General features: G+C 49.0%; 22 protein-coding genes. 18 read left to right on the top strand and 4 right to left on the bottom strand.

The window, feature by feature from the left end; translation table 11 throughout:
- Window positions 1–75 precede the first annotated feature (75 nt).
- From AAV35_RS11950 to AAV35_RS11935, 4 genes are all read left to right on the top strand, one after another.
- Entirely contained in the window at window positions 76–540 is a 465-nt protein-coding gene (locus AAV35_RS11950) for a MarR family winged helix-turn-helix transcriptional regulator (protein ID WP_008591038.1), read from the top strand.
- A 91-nt stretch (window positions 541–631) separates the two neighbouring features.
- On the top strand, window positions 632–1,264 hold the full coding sequence (locus AAV35_RS11945; protein ID WP_008591040.1) for an SDR family oxidoreductase: 633 nt from the start codon (window positions 632–634) through the stop codon (window positions 1,262–1,264).
- 36 nt (window positions 1,265–1,300) lie between these two features.
- The gene (locus AAV35_RS11940; RefSeq protein WP_008591041.1) at window positions 1,301–1,537 is read left to right on the top strand and encodes a glutaredoxin family protein; all 237 of its coding nucleotides are present in this window, start codon (window positions 1,301–1,303) and stop codon (window positions 1,535–1,537) included.
- Window positions 1,538–1,672: 135 nt separating this feature from the next.
- A complete protein-coding gene (locus tag AAV35_RS11935) occupies window positions 1,673–2,953 on the top strand; it encodes an MFS transporter (protein ID WP_008591042.1) in 1,281 nt (426 codons plus the stop codon).
- A gap of 60 nt (window positions 2,954–3,013) precedes the next feature.
- On the opposite strand, the gene AAV35_RS11930 is transcribed toward AAV35_RS11935, so the two are convergent.
- Together AAV35_RS11930 and AAV35_RS11925 are read right to left on the bottom strand one after the other, a co-directional pair.
- The gene (locus AAV35_RS11930; protein ID WP_008591044.1) at window positions 3,014–3,871 is read right to left on the bottom strand and encodes a DegV family protein; all 858 of its coding nucleotides are present in this window, start codon (window positions 3,869–3,871) and stop codon (window positions 3,014–3,016) included.
- Between the two features lie 54 nt (window positions 3,872–3,925).
- A complete protein-coding gene (locus tag AAV35_RS11925; RefSeq protein ID WP_008591046.1) occupies window positions 3,926–4,843 on the bottom strand; it encodes a DMT family transporter in 918 nt (305 codons plus the stop codon).
- A 204-nt stretch (window positions 4,844–5,047) separates the two neighbouring features.
- Between AAV35_RS11925 and cshA the strand changes: the two genes are divergently transcribed.
- A complete protein-coding gene (cshA, locus tag AAV35_RS11920; protein WP_008591048.1) occupies window positions 5,048–6,523 on the top strand; it encodes a degradosome RNA helicase CshA in 1,476 nt (491 codons plus the stop codon).
- Window positions 6,524–6,644: 121 nt separating this feature from the next.
- Here the strand turns inward: cshA and AAV35_RS11915 are convergent, their stop codons facing one another.
- Together AAV35_RS11915 and AAV35_RS11910 are read right to left on the bottom strand one after the other, a co-directional pair.
- A complete protein-coding gene (locus AAV35_RS11915) occupies window positions 6,645–8,285 on the bottom strand; it encodes an ABC1 kinase family protein (protein ID WP_008591049.1) in 1,641 nt (546 codons plus the stop codon).
- Window positions 8,286–8,343: 58 nt separating this feature from the next.
- Entirely contained in the window at window positions 8,344–8,958 is a 615-nt protein-coding gene (locus tag AAV35_RS11910; protein ID WP_008591051.1) for a rhomboid family intramembrane serine protease, read from the bottom strand.
- 117 nt (window positions 8,959–9,075) lie between these two features.
- Between AAV35_RS11910 and acpS the strand changes: the two genes are divergently transcribed.
- The 13 genes from acpS to AAV35_RS11845 all read left to right on the top strand — a co-directional run bounded on the left by acpS (window position 9,076) and on the right by AAV35_RS11845 (window position 18,069).
- A complete protein-coding gene (gene acpS / locus AAV35_RS11905) occupies window positions 9,076–9,432 on the top strand; it encodes a holo-ACP synthase (protein ID WP_008591053.1) in 357 nt (118 codons plus the stop codon).
- A gap of 47 nt (window positions 9,433–9,479) precedes the next feature.
- A complete protein-coding gene (locus tag AAV35_RS11900) occupies window positions 9,480–10,985 on the top strand; it encodes an NAD(P)H-hydrate dehydratase (RefSeq protein WP_008591056.1) in 1,506 nt (501 codons plus the stop codon).
- A gap of 81 nt (window positions 10,986–11,066) precedes the next feature.
- Entirely contained in the window at window positions 11,067–12,233 is a 1,167-nt protein-coding gene (gene alr / locus AAV35_RS11895; RefSeq protein ID WP_008591058.1) for an alanine racemase, read from the top strand.
- Between the two features lie 108 nt (window positions 12,234–12,341).
- On the top strand, window positions 12,342–12,605 hold the full coding sequence (locus AAV35_RS11890; RefSeq protein WP_040609582.1) for a CopG family ribbon-helix-helix protein: 264 nt from the start codon (window positions 12,342–12,344) through the stop codon (window positions 12,603–12,605).
- Between the two features lie 5 nt (window positions 12,606–12,610).
- The gene (locus tag AAV35_RS11885; protein WP_008591062.1) at window positions 12,611–12,961 is read left to right on the top strand and encodes a type II toxin-antitoxin system PemK/MazF family toxin; all 351 of its coding nucleotides are present in this window, start codon (window positions 12,611–12,613) and stop codon (window positions 12,959–12,961) included.
- A 186-nt stretch (window positions 12,962–13,147) separates the two neighbouring features.
- Window positions 13,148–14,062 carry an RsbT co-antagonist protein RsbRA gene (locus tag AAV35_RS11880; protein WP_008591065.1) on the top strand — a complete coding sequence of 305 codons (915 nt, stop codon included), beginning with the start codon at window positions 13,148–13,150 and terminating at the stop codon, window positions 14,060–14,062.
- Window positions 14,059–14,415, top strand: coding sequence for an STAS domain-containing protein (locus AAV35_RS11875; RefSeq protein WP_008591068.1), 357 nt, complete (start codon window positions 14,059–14,061; stop codon window positions 14,413–14,415). The genes AAV35_RS11880 and AAV35_RS11875 overlap by 4 nt, the downstream gene beginning before the upstream one ends.
- A 3-nt stretch (window positions 14,416–14,418) precedes the next feature.
- Complete coding sequence (locus AAV35_RS11870; protein WP_008591070.1) at window positions 14,419–14,820, top strand: anti-sigma regulatory factor; 402 nt, start codon at window positions 14,419–14,421, stop codon at window positions 14,818–14,820.
- 16 nt (window positions 14,821–14,836) lie between these two features.
- Window positions 14,837–15,847 carry a PP2C family protein-serine/threonine phosphatase gene (locus tag AAV35_RS11865; protein ID WP_008591073.1) on the top strand — a complete coding sequence of 337 codons (1,011 nt, stop codon included), beginning with the start codon at window positions 14,837–14,839 and terminating at the stop codon, window positions 15,845–15,847.
- 66 nt (window positions 15,848–15,913) lie between these two features.
- Window positions 15,914–16,246: an STAS domain-containing protein gene (locus AAV35_RS11860; RefSeq protein ID WP_008591075.1), complete on the top strand. Its 333-nt coding sequence runs from the start codon at window positions 15,914–15,916 to the stop codon at window positions 16,244–16,246.
- Window positions 16,246–16,725: an anti-sigma B factor RsbW gene (gene rsbW / locus AAV35_RS11855; RefSeq protein ID WP_008591078.1), complete on the top strand. Its 480-nt coding sequence runs from the start codon at window positions 16,246–16,248 to the stop codon at window positions 16,723–16,725. The genes AAV35_RS11860 and rsbW overlap by 1 nt, the downstream gene beginning before the upstream one ends.
- Window positions 16,697–17,479: an RNA polymerase sigma factor SigB gene (sigB, locus tag AAV35_RS11850; RefSeq protein WP_008591080.1), complete on the top strand. Its 783-nt coding sequence runs from the start codon at window positions 16,697–16,699 to the stop codon at window positions 17,477–17,479. Before rsbW ends, sigB begins: the two co-directional genes overlap by 29 nt.
- Complete coding sequence (locus AAV35_RS11845) at window positions 17,479–18,069, top strand: SpoIIE family protein phosphatase (protein ID WP_008591081.1); 591 nt, start codon at window positions 17,479–17,481, stop codon at window positions 18,067–18,069. Before sigB ends, AAV35_RS11845 begins: the two co-directional genes overlap by 1 nt.
- Window positions 18,070–18,189 lie beyond the last annotated feature (120 nt).

Genomic DNA, 18,189 nt, shown 5'->3' with positions numbered 1-18,189 from the left:
CAACAGGTTTGACAATAGTAAATAAGGATATCTATACTTGCTAGTAACGATAATAACAGGAGAGGACGAAAGGCCATGGATGAACAGGAACTTTACAGAAAGAAAAAAGAGGACCCTTCTCTTAAATTGTTCGTAGTGCTGGCGAAGGCGGAGAGAGCGGTCGCCGATCTAGCTAAAGATGACATTCAGAAACATGGCTTGAACCCTACGGAGTTCGGAGTGATGGAACTGCTTTTTCACCAGGGTGAGCAGCCGCTTCAGAAGATCGGAGAAAAGATTCTTCTCGCAAGCGGCAGTATTACGTATGTAGTGGACAAACTCGAAAAGAAAGGCTACCTTGAACGTGTGCCCTGCCCTACGGACCGCCGTATCACTTATGCTGCAATCACCGGAAAAGGAAAAGAGCTGCTGAACCGTATTTTCCCCGACCACTGGAAGCGCCTTGAAACAGTTATGGGAGGGCTTACGACTGAAGAGAAGGAACAGATAATTCCTCTTATCAAAAAATTGGGGATGCACGCCGAAGAATTGAAAAAGTAGGAGGGAAGGTCTCCTGCTTTTTTGTTTGGGTTTTTATAACCTCGGGAAAGGGAAAGGACAGGCATAGATATATGGCGGGAGGTATACGTGGATGAATGTACTCATTATTGGTGCCGCAGGGAAAGTAGGCCAGCTGGTAGTGGATAAATTGAGCCGGACGGCTTATACACCTGTAGCTATGGTCAGGAGTAAAAAACAGAAGGAAATGTTTGAGAATAAGGGTATAACCGCCGTTATGGGGGATCTGGAAAAAGATTTTGAATCTGCCTATGCGGATGTGGATGCCGTAATATTCGCAGCCGGGTCCGGACAGGATACCGGGGCCGAGATGACGATTATAATTGACCAGGAAGGTGCAATCAAAGCGGTAGACCGGGCCGTACACTTCGGAGTGCAGCGGTTTGTCATGCTCAGTTCCATGGCAGCAGACCGCCCGGAAGCGGGAAGCCGCGAAATCAAGCACTACCTGTTTGCCAAGCATAGAGCTGATGAATACCTGAAAAAGTCAGGCGTACCTTACACTATCGTGCGGCCGGGACCGCTTACCAGCGAGACAGGGACAGGAAAAGTATTCCTTAATGAACACGTGAACGGAGGGAATTCCATTTCAAGAGAGGATGTAGCCTCCGTACTTGTTGAAGCTTTAATGCAGCCGAAAGCGGAAAACAGAAGTTTTGACGTAGTGGAAGGCGACACACTTGTAGAAGATTTGTTTCGTCACTGATACAGAAAAAAATGGGACGATCTGGAGGGTTAAATAATGAGTGAGGGAAGTATTGTACTGTACACGAGCAGACCGTGCGGACAGTGTGACAAAGTGAGGGAATTGCTCGATTCCTGGGAGGTGGTCTACGAAGAAAGAATGCTTTCCGAAGACCCCGGGTATTTGAAAACACTGCAGGAAGCAGGAATCTACGGCACGCCGGTTACGTTTATAGGAGACGACCGGGTGCTCGGTGTACAGGAAAACAAACTGAAGAAAAAAGTGGGCGCATAGGAAAGGGACGGACGAAGCTCTGTCTCTTTTTTTATGCGACAGAAAGGTTTGTTTTATCATTGAAAAGGAATATAATGGTGGTCTGAAGGAAAACGGAAAACTTGTCGCGGATAGACAGGAAAAGAGGAGGAGTCTATGAGTAATAAACCGCCGATACATACGAAATTTTATTACGGCTGGGTGATCGTCTTCGTGGCCGCATTAAGCGTGTTCTTTTCCGGGCCGGGACAGACCTATTCAAATTCCATTTTTATCGACTATTATATTGAAGACTTCGGTTTCAGCCGCTCCACAGTTTCCGGGCTGTATTCAGCCGCTACACTGGTAGCGGGTATTACTCTGTTTACGGTAGGGAGAATGGTCGATCGTTTCGGTCAGAGGGTAATGATGATCGGGGTGGGCTCCGGATTAGCACTCGCTTTGTTCTGGAACTCGGCTATTACCGGGCCGGTTATGATGTTCGTCGGCTTCTTTCTGATCCGGTTACTCGGGCAGGGATCGATGACGCTGGTTCCGAATACCCTGGTCCCCCAGTGGTTCATCAAAAAGAGAGGGCGGGCCCTCAGCGTAATGGCTGTCGGTACGTTCGCAAGTTCTGCCCTGTTTCCGCCTTTGAACGCATGGCTCATCGAATCTTTCGGATGGCGAAGTGCGTGGGTGATTCTCGGTGTCTCCATTCTGGTGCTGTTCATTCCGGTAACTGTATGGCTGGTTCGCAATCAGCCGAAAGATGTGGGAGCCCTTCCGGACGGGACGCCGCATAAAAAACCGGGGGACGAGGAGATCAGCGGTGAAATCAGCGAAGTGAGCTGGACATTGAAACAGGCGATGCAGACGAGGACGTTCTGGTTTATTCTCTTCTGTGTTATGGTACCGGCTCTTGTGAACACGGCCGTCACCTTCCACGTCGTATCAATCATGGATATGAAGGGTCTCGGGGTCGGCATAGCGGCTACCATACTTACCGTGATGGCGATCGTAGGTTTTCCCACGACCTTTCTTACCGGTTACCTGGCAGATCGTTTTTCCATCCATTACATACTGGCCATCACTTTTTTCGGGCACATCCTTTCGCTCGTCCTCCTGTTTTTCACAAGCTCCACCCTTCTCGCCTTTTCTTTTGCGGTGGTGTGGGGAGCGGTGAACGGATTTGAAAGGATAGCCCTTAATATCGTCTGGCCCAATTATTTCGGCCGGACGCACCTCGGAAGTATCAAAGGTCTGGCGCAGACGGTCATGGTTATAGGATCCGCCCTCGGCCCGCTTCCCTTTGGTATATTCTTTGATCTGTTCGGGGGTTATCAGGAGGCGATACTCGCTATCCTCATCTTCCCTGTAACGGCAGTGATTCTCGCTCTATTGTCTCCGAAACCGGATCCTCTCCAATACGGAGTGACCGGCGGGGAAGGAACGTAAGCTGAAAAAAGCGGAAGGCCGGGTGCATCCGGCCTTCCGCTTTATTTATGCTGCAGTTGTCTAATCTTTGTAAAAAGCCACGACGAGCCCGCCTTCTCCTGAATACGTGGAGATCAGAGGGCCCATTTCGGTGATCATCGATGATTTGAACGGATAGGCGGACTGGATTTTTTCCAGCAGGGCTTTTGCATTCTCTTCATCATTACAGTGGGAAATGGCGATCGTTTTGTTTTCAAAGCCCCCCGTATACTCCCCGATCTGTTCCACAAGGCGACGTACCGCTTTTTTGCTTCCGCGCACCTTTTCCGTAACGTCGATGTCCCCCACTTCTTCGGTCGCTTTCATGAGAAGTTTGATATTGAGGGTTTTGGCGATGGCCCCTTTCACACGGTCCAGTCGTCCGCCTTTGATGACGTTCTCGAGCGTCTTCAGAACGAAGAGGGTCGTCGCTTTCTCCAGACGCTCTTCCATATGGGCGACAAGGTCCGGAAAAGACATCTCTTCATTAATCCTTTTCACGGCATCGTCTGCCAGAAGAGCCACACCGCAGGAAGCGGTCTTCGTGTTGATGACGGCGATCGTACGGTCCGGTTCCTCCTCCAGAAGCATTTTTTTGCCCATTTCCGCATGCTCGTACGTACTGCTCAGCCCCTGCGTCAGGGCCAGGTTCAGAATCGGCACGTCAGATTGGACGGCTTTGAACGCTTCGTAGAAATCGTTGGGGCTCGGAGACGAAGAGCGCGGGAGTTCATCGGCAGCCTTCAGTTTCCTGTAAAATTCAGGGAGATCAAGGTCGACGCCGGTCTTGTATTCCTCTTCGCCGAAATGGAGGTTGAGCGGAACTACTTTGATATCATGTTTTTCAATGAAAGAGGAAGGAACGTCAGCTCCCCCGTCGATAACGATTTGAACTGTCAAAACGGTTCACCTGCTCTCTCTTAAAGTTGATAATATAATAATTGTAACAGAAACTTACCCCCGTTTCCTCGCCGAATACGTCAGGGTCGGTTTTCTTTTTACGCTCGTGCTCAACAGAAAAATCATCAGTCCGAAGATGACGACGGCCCCGCCGAGGAGCTGCGTCCAGCTCAGATTTTCTCCGAAGAGAAAGTAAGCGAGTATGGAAGCTCCGACAGGCTCGAGCAGGACGGCCATTGATATTTTGGACGTGCTCACCCATTTTAATGACCAGTTCAGCAAAGAGTGGCCGAGGAAGGTAGGGATGAGTGCAAGAGACAGGAAGACAAGCCACTGATTCCCGTCATAACCCGCCAGGGAAGCGGGGGAGGGAAGGTTGTAAATAAGTAAGGCCACGGCAGCCATCCCGTAGACGAGCCACGTGTACGAAGTGAGAGTCAGACGCTTTCTTACGCTCTGTCCGATCAGGAAGTACCCGGTTACCATCATTCCTCCGAGAAGTGCAAGCACATCCCCGTACAAAGCCCCTCCTCCTGTCTGGAAATCTCCCCAGCCGATCACGACGCTCCCGGTGATGGCGATCATCATACTTAAGACGGCCCCTGCCGAAAAACGTTCCCGGAAAAAGAAATATGTTCCGAGGAAAGCGAAAATCGGCTGAAGGGAAACCAGAACGACAGAGCTTGCGACAGATGTATATTTTAACGATTCGAACCATAAAATGAAATGAGCTGCCAGAAAAATACCGGCCAGCATTGAAGATAACGCATCTTTTCTTGTAATGGACGATAAGTGATGCCGATGTTTCAAAAGCACCCATGGTGTCATGATCGCAACGGCCAGGCCGAGCCGGTAAAAGGCTATGACAGCAGCGGGTACATCTCCTGCGAGCCTGACGAATATAGCCGAAGCGGAAATGGAAAGGACCGCTACGGCAAGGACGGCATATATAGCTGTAGGAGGTCTTTCCAACGCGATTCCTCCTTTATTTATGAAAGGTATTATCATTCTACCACATAATATGATTGAAAAATAAGGAGAAAGGGTGTAGAATGATAATAGTCAATTAACAAGTGAATCCGTTTGACCACAAAAGCCCCTCCAGAATAAACAAGTGGCAGAAGGCTTTTTTTATTGCGATAAAGGATTTTTACACAAAAGGAGTATGCAAAGAACGTGACTAAATTTAATTCATTAGGTTTATCAGATCCGATTTTGAAAGCTTTAGATCATATGGGATTTGAAGAAACGACACCCATTCAGGAACAAACGATCCCTCTTGGAATGGAGGGTCATGATGTTATCGGCCAGGCTCAGACAGGTACTGGTAAAACAGCAGCTTTCGGAATCCCTATGATCGAAAAAGTAGACAAGCAGGTGCGCGGCGTACAGGGTCTTGTAATTGCCCCGACACGCGAACTTGCCATTCAAGTAGCGGAAGAGTTGAACCGTCTAGGTAAAAACGCAGGAGTACGGTCACTGCCAGTGTATGGCGGTTCGAACATGGAACGTCAGATCCGTGCACTTAAAAACAACGAAATCGTTGTTGCTACGCCGGGACGTCTCCTCGATCATATCCGGAGGAAAACAATTAAGCTTGAACAGGTACACACTTCTGTACTTGATGAAGCAGACGAAATGCTTAACATGGGCTTCATCGAAGATATCCGTGACATTCTGAAAGCTCTCCCGACAGAGCGTCAGACGCTTCTCTTCTCCGCTACTATGCCGAAAGAGATCCGTGATATTGCAACAACGCTCATGAACACGCCGAAAGAAGTTAAGACCAAGTCAAAAGAAATGACTGTATCAAATATTGATCAGTATTATGTGGAAATTGCCGAGAAGCATAAATTCGACGCATTGACACGCCTTCTCGATATTCATGCACCGGACCTTGCGATCGTTTTCGGTCGTACGAAACGCCGTGTGGATGAAGTGGCAGATGCCCTTCAGGTTCGCGGATTCCGCGCAGAAGGTATCCACGGAGACCTTACTCAGGGTAAACGTATGTCCGTATTGAAGAAATTCAAAGAGGGCCGGATTGAAATCCTCGTCGCTACCGATGTGGCAGCGCGTGGTCTCGATATCTCGGACGTGACACACGTCTATAACTTTGATATTCCACAGGATCCTGAAAGTTACGTGCACCGTATCGGCCGTACCGGTCGTGCCGGACGTAAAGGGGAATCCATTTCTTTCGTCACGCCGCGTGAGAAAGATCAGCTGAACCTGATTGAGAAGCTGACGAAGAAAAAAATCGAGAAGCTCCGTGTGCCTTCTTATAAAGAAGCACAAAAAGGACAGCAGGACATCGCAGTCACGAAGCTTATCGAAAAAATGAACGCAGATGATATTAATGACTACAAACAGTCGGCCAGCGATCTTATGGATCAGTACGAGGCGCAGGATCTTGTAGCGGCGGCTCTGAAAATGCTGACTAAAGAAAGACAGGAAACGCCTGTACGTCTGTCATCGGTACAACCGATCAGCACGAGAAACGCTAAAGGCGCCAAAGGCGGGAGACACAAGCGCGGTGGAGGCGGCCAGGGCCGTACCTCCCAGCGGGGTAATTCGAACAAACGCCCTTACAATAAGGGTGGCAACAAAGGGAGAAGTAAAAACTTCAACCAGAACAACAAAGGTAAATGATAAATAGAAGATACGTGATTCGGCTTTGCGCCGGGTTCGCGTATCTTCTTTTTTTGCTGCTATTTCCGGATATGAAAAGACTGCCGGATAATGATTCCCCGGCAGCCTGTAAATGAAGATATCAGCGTTTTTTATGTTTAAATTTATGTCTTGAGCTGAGTATGGAAATAATGAGAGAAGTGCCCAGTACAAGAGAAAGAAAGAACAGACCCCACAGAAACCATGAAAGCAGCTGGTACCCTTCATCCGGACGGAAAACGGAAAGAAGCAGGGAAAGAGCAATAATGAAGGAAGCGAGAAGCAGCGTGACTGCAATCCGGTTTACCATCATGTGAAAATGGGCGACTATATTCTCCCACCCCTTCGGTTCTACTCCGACGCTCATCCCTTTCCGCATCATACGCTTGATCATGAGCGGTGTTTCCGTTCCGATGTCTTTCCAGAGTTTTGCATACCTCCACATATCCCGGCTTACATAATCCGGACGATACCTTTCTTTCATCCATCGCTTCCCCTGCTTTTCGATGGTGTTGTGCAGTTCGAATCCGGGATCGATTGCCCGGGCGGTACCCTCCGCCATGATGAGCGTCTTGAAAAGCAGAGCGGAGGTGGGTGGAAGTCTCAGGTGATAGCGGCGGAGAAGGGTGAAAATTTTGCCGAGCACCTCTCCGAGCGAAATATCTTCAAGTACGCGTCCGGAAGTCCGGTACAGCAATCGCTTAATGTCGGAGATGAGAGCATCTATGTCCGTGCCCTGGACGGGTTCGATTGTAATATCGAGAAGAGCGTCGGTGAGAAGTTCAGCGTCGTTCGACGAGAAAGCAAGGGCGATATTCATAAGCTTCTGACGGGTTTGCTGATCAATGGAACCTACCATGCCGAAATCAAGAACGATCAGTTCGTGATTTTCGTTCAGAAGGAAATTTCCCTGATGGACATCCGCATGGAAAAATCCGTCCTCGAAAATCATTTTGAACAGCACCTCGGCGGAAAGTTCGGCGATTTCTTTTCTCGTTTTCTGAAACCCGGGATCCTCTTCATGTTTTTCACGGAACTCCCCGAACCGCAGACCCTCCATGTATTCCATCGTCAATACGCGGGAAGTGGTCCGTTCGGGGTCGGTGAACGGGATGATGACGTCCGGCCAGTCCTCGAAGTTGCGGGAAATCTGACTGATATTTTCGGCTTCCCTCAGAAAATCAAGCTCTGCCCGCATTGTGCCTGCGAATTCGTAGTACAGATCTTCAATCTGTCTCGTTTCTTCGATTCCCGGAAAATGCACGAGCCGGTGGCTGAGCCTCGACAATATTTTGAGGTCCAGCTCCACCTGCTCGGTGATTCCGGGCCGCCTCACCTTCACGACTGTTTCTGTCCCTTCGATCGTTACGGCTTTGTGTACCTGACCTATAGAGGCGGAGGCCAGTGGTTCCTCTTCTATGTGTCTGAAATGCCGGGAAATCTCCTTCAGTTCCTCTTCAAGGACGCCCCGGATGCTTTCGAATGGCAGAGGAGAGACACCGGTCTGAAGCTTTTCAAGTTCAGCGGTTATTTTTTCGGGTAGCAGGTCATGACGAGTGGAGAGAATCTGGCCGAATTTGATGAACGTCGTGCCGAGCTCTTCAAAAGCCTGGCGCAGGTGGACGCCCGTCGTGGCCCGGTTCCTGGCTTTTCTGAGTCCGGCTCCTTCAAGAACATGGCTCAGTCCGTGCCTCGAAAATACTTTCAGAACTTCACGATACCGCCTGGATGCTGACAGTTTCATAGGCGCCTCCTTTCCAATTTATCTTCAAAAGAAAAGAAAAAGTGCTTTTCCACGTTTTTTACCGGAAAAAGAATCCGGGTTTGATGTTTTTCAGCAAAGGAGGAGCCAGTGCCAGCCCTCCTATGAAGCCGAATAAGTGGCCGAGGACGTTGATGTTCGGTTGCAAAAACGTCATAATTAGTCCGAGAACGATGAATACGCCGATTATCTGGGAACTGGCCTGATCCAGAAGGTCTTTCCGGGCAAACAGCATGTAAGCATAGATCCCGAACAGCCCGAAGATGGCTCCAGAGGCCCCGAGATGGGAATGAAATGCCCCGGGGTCTGCGGCATACGTTCCTATATTTCCGGCAATACCTGCCAGCAGGTAGGCGATGATGAATTTCACTTTTCCGAGCATACGCTCAAGCGCCGGCCCGAACAGTACGAGAGTGAAAGAGTTGAAAAGCGTATGGGAGAGTCCGGCATGAAGGAAAATCGGAGTAAGAAGTCTCCAGTACTCCCCCTGACTGACCAGGAAGTTGTTTCCAACCCCGAGTTGCTTCCATTCTACCGCAAAAGGGAAAGAGAACACATCCATTATCAGCCACAGAAGGATGTGCAGGCCGGTGAGAAATGCGATGACCGGATAAAGCTTGAGGAAATCATTGAAACTTTCGGTACGTAAAAACATGGGCGGTCTCCTTTGTGTACAACATGTACTTTTTAAGTGCTGCCTGCTTTAGGGGAAAGCACGTTTCCCTCACCCCGGACGAGGGGAAATTACTATAAGTAAAGGACAGGATGAACAATGATTACAGGCATCGGAATAGACGTTGTGGAAATTGGTCGTATTACAAAAAGTATAAAGCGAAACCCCCGGATTATTCAACGAATATTGACTGACCAGGAGCAGAGGAGGTACTTCTCCCTTTCCGAAAAGAGAAAAAAAGAATTTATGGCGGGCCGATTCGCTGTCAAAGAAGCTGTCGGGAAAGCGCTCGGAACCGGGGTGGGACGCATAGGTTTCCGGCAGATTGAAACAGATGCAGACGGTTACGGTAAACCCGTTCTTACCGTGAAGGGGCGGGAGGATGTGAATTTTTTCGTCTCCATTTCCCACAGTGAGCACTATGCAGTGGCGAACGTGGTAGTGGAGAGGATATAGTTTTCTTTAGCTTGTCCGAATAAAAAAACGATCCGGGAGGGATGAATGTGCAGATAGTGCGTGCAGAGGAAATGTATGAGTGGGACAGACGGGCAATGGATGAGTACGGACGGGAAGGCTATATTCTGATGGAAAATGCGGGGCGTGCCCTCGCCGGAAGAATCCGGGAGAAATTTCCGAAGGACGAGAAATTCCTCGTGCTGATCGGGGGAGGCAACAACGGAGGGGACGGCTACGTTATCGCCAGAATTCTGAAAGATCAGGGATTTGGCGTTACAGCCGTCCAGGTAGTGCCTGATGAGAAGATTGAAGGAGACGCCCTTTATCACAAAAATGTGTATACGAAGAGCGGGTATGATCTTGCTGAACTCACGGAACAGGAATGGAACCGAGGCACAGTAGTTATTGATGCCATGCTCGGAATAGGGGTGAGAGGTCCTCTGCGGCCTCCTTTCGATGATCTCGTCCGCGACGTGAACCTGTCCGGGATGCACAGGGTCAGTATAGATATCCCATCCGGCTTGCCTGCGGATGAAGGGGAAGAGGAATTCGAAGCGGTGAAAGCGGACACGACGTTCATCGTCCAGGCACCGAAGCTTTCTCTTTTCACCGAACATACCTCGGGTTACTACGGGGAGGCGGAAGTGGTGGATATCGGTCTCCCGCCTCTGTCAGTCACGGACCCGGAACGGGAATGGCAGGCGGAAGAAGATGTGAAAGAAGGCTACCCTCGACTCCCTGCCTCTGCCCATAAAGGTTCCCGGGGGAAAGGACTTTTGATCGGAGGAGCACAGATGATGCCCGGTGCCCTCGTAATGGCAGCGAAAGCTTCCATAAGAGCCGGTGCCGGTCTGACGACGGCGGCGACTGTGCCCGGCAACATCCCCTCTGCGGCAGGAACCCTGCCTGAAGTGATGTTTATGGGAACAGAAGAGGCGGATGGCGTTATATCCGGTATAGATACTGACTCGCTCACAGGAAAAGACGGCGTCGCTGCAGGTATCGGCATGGGACGAAAAGAACCGGGTCGTGCTGTCATAGAAACACTTCTTAAAGAGACGAAGGTGCCCCTTCTGATCGATGCGGACGGTCTGTATCACCTCCGCTTCCTGCTGGACGTGCTGAAAGAAAGGGAGGAAGTGACCGTAGTTACTCCGCATGTGAAAGAAATGGCCGACCTTACCGGTGAAAGTACGGGAGAAGTGAAACGGAATCCTTTTTCGATAAGCAGTAAATTCGCGCGTGACTACGGAGTGTATGTCGTTCTGAAAGGGCCGCATACGATCATAACGGCTCCGGAGGGGCGGCAGATTGTGGAATCCTCCGGAAATGAAGGTCTGGCAAAAGGAGGGAGCGGCGACGTGCTCACCGGTATCCTGCTGACGATGCTGATGCAGCATGAACATCCTCTGGAAGCTCTTGCAAACGGCTGTTTTCTCCACGGGAAATCGGCCGAACTGCTGACAGCGGGAGAGAGAACGGTGTATGATCTGCTCCCGACGGACGTTGTGGAAGGGTTGTCCTCCGTTTTTCGTACGTATATTAAGGAATAGGGGAAAAGCGCTGATTTACCGGTTGAGACGGTAAAGGCGCATAAACGACGAAAGAAACCAATAAAGTGGGAGATGGAAGAGATGGAAGAGAAGTTTTACCGGGATTCTTTTGCGGAAGTCGATTTGGATGCCATACATTATAACGTCCGGCAAATGAGAGGGCGTCTACCTGAAAAGACGGGTGTTTATGCAGTTGTGAAAGCGAACGGATATGGACACGGGGACATCCAGGTGGCCCGGACCGCTATCGAAGCGGGGGCTGAACGTCTTGCCGTGGCACTGCTGGATGAAGCGTTCCGGTTAAGAAAAGCCGGCATAACCGTGCCGATCCTGGTCATGGGGTATACGCGCCCGGAAGATGCTTTGCTTGCTGCCAGGGAGAACATCACCGTGACCGTGTACCAGAAAGAGTGGATTGAACGGGTCAAAGACACGGGAGAGACGCCCTTGCACGTCCATCTCAAAATCGATACGGGTATGGGAAGAATCGGAGTCCGCTCGGAGGCGGAGATGGAGAGTGTGCTTTCCGCCCTTCGCAATACAGAAAACGTGCAGCTTACCGGCGTATTCACTCACTTTGCCACCGCGGATGAAGGAGATCTGTCTCATTACAGGGAACAGAATGAACGCCTTACCCGTCTTCTTGAATATTTCGGTGAGTCCTGGAGCGGGGAAGTGGACGTACATACGGGGAACAGTGCAGCCGGCATGAGATTTCCTGGACATATGTTTCAATATGTGAGGTTCGGAATCGGCATGTATGGTCTTTACCCCTCCGGAGAGGTGAAAGAGGAGAGGCCGATAGATCTGCAACCTGCCTTCTCCCTTCACAGTACACTCATCCACGTTAAAAAACTCGAGGAAGGGGAAGCAATCAGTTACGGCGCCACCTACCGGACTGACCCGGGTGAGTGGATCGGAACGGTCCCCTTTGGGTATGCGGACGGATGGATCCGCAAACTGCAGGGGATGGAAGTGCTCGTGAACGGAAAGAGATGCGAAATCGTGGGACGTATCTGTATGGATCAGTTCATGGTGCGTCTGGATGAATGTTATCCGACGGGAACGGAAGTGGTCCTCATCGGCAGGCAGGAAGATGAGGAAATAGAGATGGACGAGGTCGCCGATTATGTGGACACGATCAATTACGAAATTCCGTGCCTCATCACCGGTCGCGTTCCGAGGATTTTCAAAAGAAATAATGAGGTGATTTCCACGTCTCACAGACTCCAGCATCCTCTCGTCTGATCTTCAAATAGCTCTTTGCATTCACCCCTCTGCAATGGTACTATTATAATTAGCAGATGACTGGATTTTTTAGAGAGAATCGTGGAGGTGTATCGTTTGTCAGAGAGCATGGAGGAAATTGTTCTTAGAGTTCCGGAGACCCTTCTGAACGAAGTGGACAGTTACACAATAGAAGAAGAGTGCGATCGAAATGATTTTCTTTGTCAGGCAATAAGGATGTATTTGCGTGAGAAAAAAGAACGGCAGATTCGGGAATCTATGTGTCAGGGGTATATGGAAATGGCTAAAATCAATCTAACTATCGCTTCAGAAGCTTTCCAGGCTGAAGAGGAGGCGGAGCACACCCTCGAGCAATTAGTGAGCGGGGTGTGAATCCTTTGATGGTCAAACGAGGAGACGTTTATTTCGCTGATTTGTCACCGGTAGTAGGTTCTGAACAAGGGGGAGTCCGCCCTGTGCTTGTCCTGCAGAACGACATCGGGAACCGTTTCAGCCCCACTGTAATCGTAGCGGCGATTACAGCGCAAATACAAAAAGCTAAACTGCCTACTCACGTAGAGATCAATGCAGAAAAGTATCAATTTGAACGGAATTCTGTTATATTACTGGAACAAATCAGAACGATCGATAAACAGCGTTTGACAGACAAGATTACACATCTGGATGAATCGATGATGCTTCGTGTGAACAAAGCCTTACAGATCAGTTTGGGGCTTATCGATTTTTAGGAGACTGCTTGCTGGCAGTCTCCTTGTTTATTAAGGAAATTTTTAACACAATATTCAAAATAATACATTTCGGGCATCAATAATACTTAATGTATTCCGTTTAGTACACCTGACAAAGTATTTTTGTTAAAATAAAGGCAGTAATAAATTCAAACGAAGCTTTCCATAGCGTGGAGGTAATGATAGATGGAGAAGATTTTAAAAGACGTAGTATTGGATAACAGTGATGAAATAGTACGGATGTGGATTGAACAGGTAAAGAAGAATCAGGGCGGGGCCTTTTACCAGTCGCTTTCCGATGAGGCACTCGAAAATACGAACCGGGAGTTTGCGAACGCGATTTTCGAAGGCATCCAAAAAGGAAAGATAGCTAAAACGCCGCTCGATGAGTTTGCGGAGAAACTGATTAACCTCGGCTGGCCGCTTACGTATCTAACAGACGGGATGCAGGTCTTCCGCAGGAGCGTTGTTAAGTTCATTATCCACAAATGGGAGGATTTTGATTTCTCTGAAGCCGATAATTACTTCGAGCTCGGCGACGATTACTTCCCGTGGGTGCTTGAGAAAGTGGATGAATGGGTGGACCCGCTGGTGAACGAACTGGTGTCCGAATACTCGGGCAGCTGGGAGAACATCGTCTCCCTTCAACGGATGGCTCTCCAGGAGCTCTCTGCACCGCTTATCCCGGTAATGGATAACATTACGATCATGCCTCTGATCGGTACTATAGATACCGAGAGGGCGAAAATGGTTATGGAAAGCCTGCTGGACGGAGTGATCAAACACAACGCCGAAGTCGTACTGATCGATATTACGGGTGTGCCGGTGGTCGACACGATGGTGGCTCACCATATCATCCAGGCGGCAGAAGCTGTACGTTTGATCGGCTCCCGCTGTATTCTCGTCGGAATCCGTCCGGAAATCGCCCAGACAATCGTCAACCTGGGCATAGACTTAGGAAAATTCCCGACGAAGAGTTCCTTGAGGAAAGGCTTCCAGACAGCGCTTGAGCTTACGAACAGGGAAATAGTCGAAGGTATGAACCGTGAAGAAGAAATAGAAAATCTTATAGAGTCCCTGGATAGGAGTGAAGAAGAATGAGAATTCCAATTCTGAAACTGCACAATTACCTGCTGATATCCATACAGACAGAACTTGATGACAAAACGGCTATCCAGTTTCAGGAAGACCTGCTTGAAAAGATTCATTCAAGTGGAGCCACGGGGGTAGTCATTGATCTGACTTCTGTCGATATCGTCGACTCCTTCATCGCCAAAGTGCTCGGCGATGTCGTAACGATGTCCGACCTCATGGGGGCAAAAGTCGTACTCACCGGTATACAACCAGCTGTCGCAGTGACCCTGATCGATCTTGGCATTCATCTGCAAGACGTACCGACTGCGCTGGATCTTGAACAAGGGTTGATAAAGTTGCGTCAAGAATTGGAGGAGTAAGGTATGAGCGATCAGTCCTGTGTATATATAAAAAAGGAATGGGATATCGTGGCGGCAAGACAGATGGGCCGGGATATCGCTACACAAGTAGGTTTCAAAACGGTGGATCAGGCCAGAATCGCAACAGCCATCTCAGAGCTTGCCCGTAACATATACCTGTATGCCGGCGCCGGTAAGATTTGTTTTGAAGCTATTGAAACCGTTCAAAAGAAAGGGGTAACTATAAAAGCTACCGATGAAGGACCCGGAATCAGTGATCTGGCCCAGGTGATGGAAGATGGATACTCCACCTCCGGAGGCCTTGGTGCAGGTCTGCCCGGGGTGAAGAGGCTGATGGATGAATTCGATATCATTTCGAAGTCCGGCGAAGGAACCACAATCGAGTCTACGAAATGGCTCCGATAACAAGGGAGGGTGAACAATGAACACGTTAAAGCTGGACCTCGAGAACTACCGGAATCTGCTCGATGAGTACATCCGTACGAAAGATGAGCGTGCTCTTTATCAAGCGGAGCAGTTCAGTAAGCAGTCGATGCAGCAGAACATTTCTCCGGAAGAGATAATAAACGTGCATCTGCGTTCGTTGCAGGAACTATACCCTGAACTGCCTGATTATATTCTTGATTCCTTCGATTTTTTAATGGAAACGATGATGTCCTATGGTCTGGCTTATCAGGAATTTCAGGCTCTGCGTGAAAAACAGCTGGAGCTCAAGTCTGAAATAGCCGTCGCTGCCAATATGCAGAAAACCTTATTATCTACTGTGAAACCCGAAATGGAAGGGGTGGACATCGGAGCGTTAAGTGTCCCTGCCAGACAGATGAACGGAGATTACCACCATTTCGTCGTGGATGATGAAGGTTCGCTGGGTGTTGCAGTAGCCGACGTAATAGGAAAAGGGGTACCTGCGGCTTTATGCATGTCCATGATCAAATACGCGATGGACAGCTTTCCGGAGTTGCGTATGGATCCGAAGTATATACTCGGCAGCCTGAACCGGGTCGTTGAAAGAAACGTGGATTCCAATATGTTCATTACGATGATGTACTGTATGTATAACACGGAATCCAGCACCCTCACGTACGCCTCCGCAGGGCACGAACCGGGTTTTTATTACCATAAAGAAAAAGACGAGTTCGAGGAGATCTCCGCTCCCGGACTTGTGCTGGGTGTATCGGCCGATGCCATGTATGAACAATACGATAGAAAGATGAACAAAGGCGATATGCTTGTGCTGCTGACGGACGGGGTCACGGAATGCCGCAAGGGGGATGACTTCATTGAACAGGAAGAAATCCTTGAAGTCATCCGTGAGTATAAACACCTTTCGTCTCAGGAAATTGTAGAAAGTGTTTATAAATACTTCGAGCGGCTGCAGGATTTTCAACTGCGGGATGATTTCACACTGATTGTCCTGAAAAGGGATGTTTAGCCGGTCGTGAGTATGGGAATGAAGATGATTAGTTACTTTGAGGAAACACAGGGAGGAGTGTCTTAAGTGAATTTGAGCATAGATGTTACAAAGCCCGAAGAGAAGCATTCGGTTATGACTCTGGACGGGGAAGTGGACGCCTTTACGGCTCCGAAACTGAAACAGGAACTGCTTCCGCTTACAGAAACGGAAGGTGCCCTGGTAGAGGTGGATCTTGGTGCGGTCAACTATATGGATTCTACCGGCCTCGGCATTTTCATCAGCGCCCTTAAGTCCACGAAAGAACACGGGTCCGATATGAAACTGATTCATATGCACGAACGGGTGTATCGGCTGTTCAAGATAACCGGTCTTACGGAAATAATGGATATCAACACATCAGTCAGAGGTGGAATGTAATGGTTAATGCTTTTGATTTCATTGAAGTGAAAGTTCCTGCAAAACCGGAATATATCGGGGTAGTCCGTCTTAGTATCTCCGGTATTGCAAGCCGCATGGGATTCAATTACGAAGACATCGAAGATCTGAAAGTCGCGGTATCAGAAGCGATTACAAACGGTGTGGAACATGCGTATAAAAGTGATGAAGATGGTGAGTTGACTATAGGTTGTGGGGTTTATGAAGATCGTCTGGAAATCATGGTGGCCGACCATGGAGGAAGCTTTAATCTGGAAGCCGTCAAAGAAGAAATAGGACCATACCAGCAGGAAGATAACGTGGAAGAACTCCGCGAAGGCGGATTCGGTCTGTTTCTTATTGATGCCTTGATGGATAAAGTGGAAATCAAGAGTGAGCATGGAGTGATCGTACTTATGACGAAGTATCTCCATGAAAACGAGGTGGGCCGTGATGGCGACCAAGTCTCAACATCACAATGATGAAGTATATGAGTGGATAGCGTATCTTCAGGAACACCCGCGTGATGAGGAAATACAGGAGAAAATCGTACTCACCTATAATGATCTTGTGGAATCTATCGCACGGAAGTACAGCAAAAACAGTACTATCCACGAAGACCTTGTACAGGTAGGAATGCTCGGACTGCTGGCCGCTATCAGAAGATATGACCCGTCGTTCGGGAAATCGTTTGAATCGTTCGCCATTCCTACTATTATCGGAGAGATAAAACGTTTTATCCGGGATAAGACGTGGAGTGTACACGTACCAAGACGTATTAAGGAGCTCGGGCCGAAGATCAAAAAAGCATCGGAAGAACTGACGAGTGATCTGCAGCGTTCCCCTTCCGTACTGGAAATTTCCGAATATCTCGAAGTTTCTGAGGAAGATGTGCTGGAAACGATGGAGATGGGCAAAAGCTACAAAGCTCTATCTGTCGATCGTAAAATAGAAGCGGATTCTGACGGAAGTACGGTGACAATCCTTGATCTCATCGGTGATCAGGAAGATGGATATGAAAATATCGATCAGCGCATGCTGTTGGAGAAAGTACTCCCTATTCTCAGTGAAAGGGAGCAGGAGATTCTTCAGTGCACGTATTTCAAGAATATGAGCCAGAAGGATACCGGAGAACAGCTCGGCATTTCACAGATGCACGTTTCCCGTCTGCAGCGCCGCGCCCTGCGTAAACTGAGAGAAGCTCTTCAGTCCGAATCATCCGAGGCGTTCCGCTGATGTCGGATACAGCTTTGAATGTGGCAACGTATCAAAAACCGAAGCAGGGGAATTACTACTGTGGAGACAGTTTCATCTATAATGAAACGGAAAATAATTTCATTTGTGCACTGGCAGACGGTCTGGGCAGCGGAGAACTGGCCAAAGATGCTTCCAAAGCTGTTATGCAGGTGATAGAAGAGAATCCGGACGATACGATCCGATCACTCATCGAGAAATGTAACCGTGTTCTTGACGGAAAAAGAGGCGTAGTGCTCGGCATCCTTCGTATTGATAAGAAAGAAGGAACGTATGCCTATTCTTCCATCGGGAATATAGGTATTGTCGTTGTCGACGGCTCCGGCAAAAAAAGCAGGAATATCCCGCTCCCCGGTTTTCTCGCCGGCTACCCCAGAGAGTTGAGGGTGAAACGCGGAGATCTCGAGAAGGGAATGCGGTTCCTTGTATTTTCGGATGGCGTGGATGAGAGGAAATTATCCAAGCTCTTTTACCGGGCCCACACTGTTCAGGATCTTATCGAGCAGTACGATATCGAGTTCGGGGAATCGCGTTCGGACGACACGACCCTCATCGCAATGGAATATAGCTGAGTTCCTCATTTCCGAAGGCGGGAATGGGGAATTTTGTATTTCACGTAACGTCGTGATTCCCGGTTTCTGCCGGTAGATTTCTGTTAAAATGAAAAGAAGAACGTTTAGGGAGGAAGAATG

The organism is Salimicrobium jeotgali, from assembly GCF_001685435.2.
GTDB classification, from domain to species: Bacteria; Bacillota; Bacilli; order Bacillales; family Halobacillaceae; genus Salimicrobium; species Salimicrobium album.
This window is presented reverse-complemented; position numbering and strand designations above follow the sequence as displayed.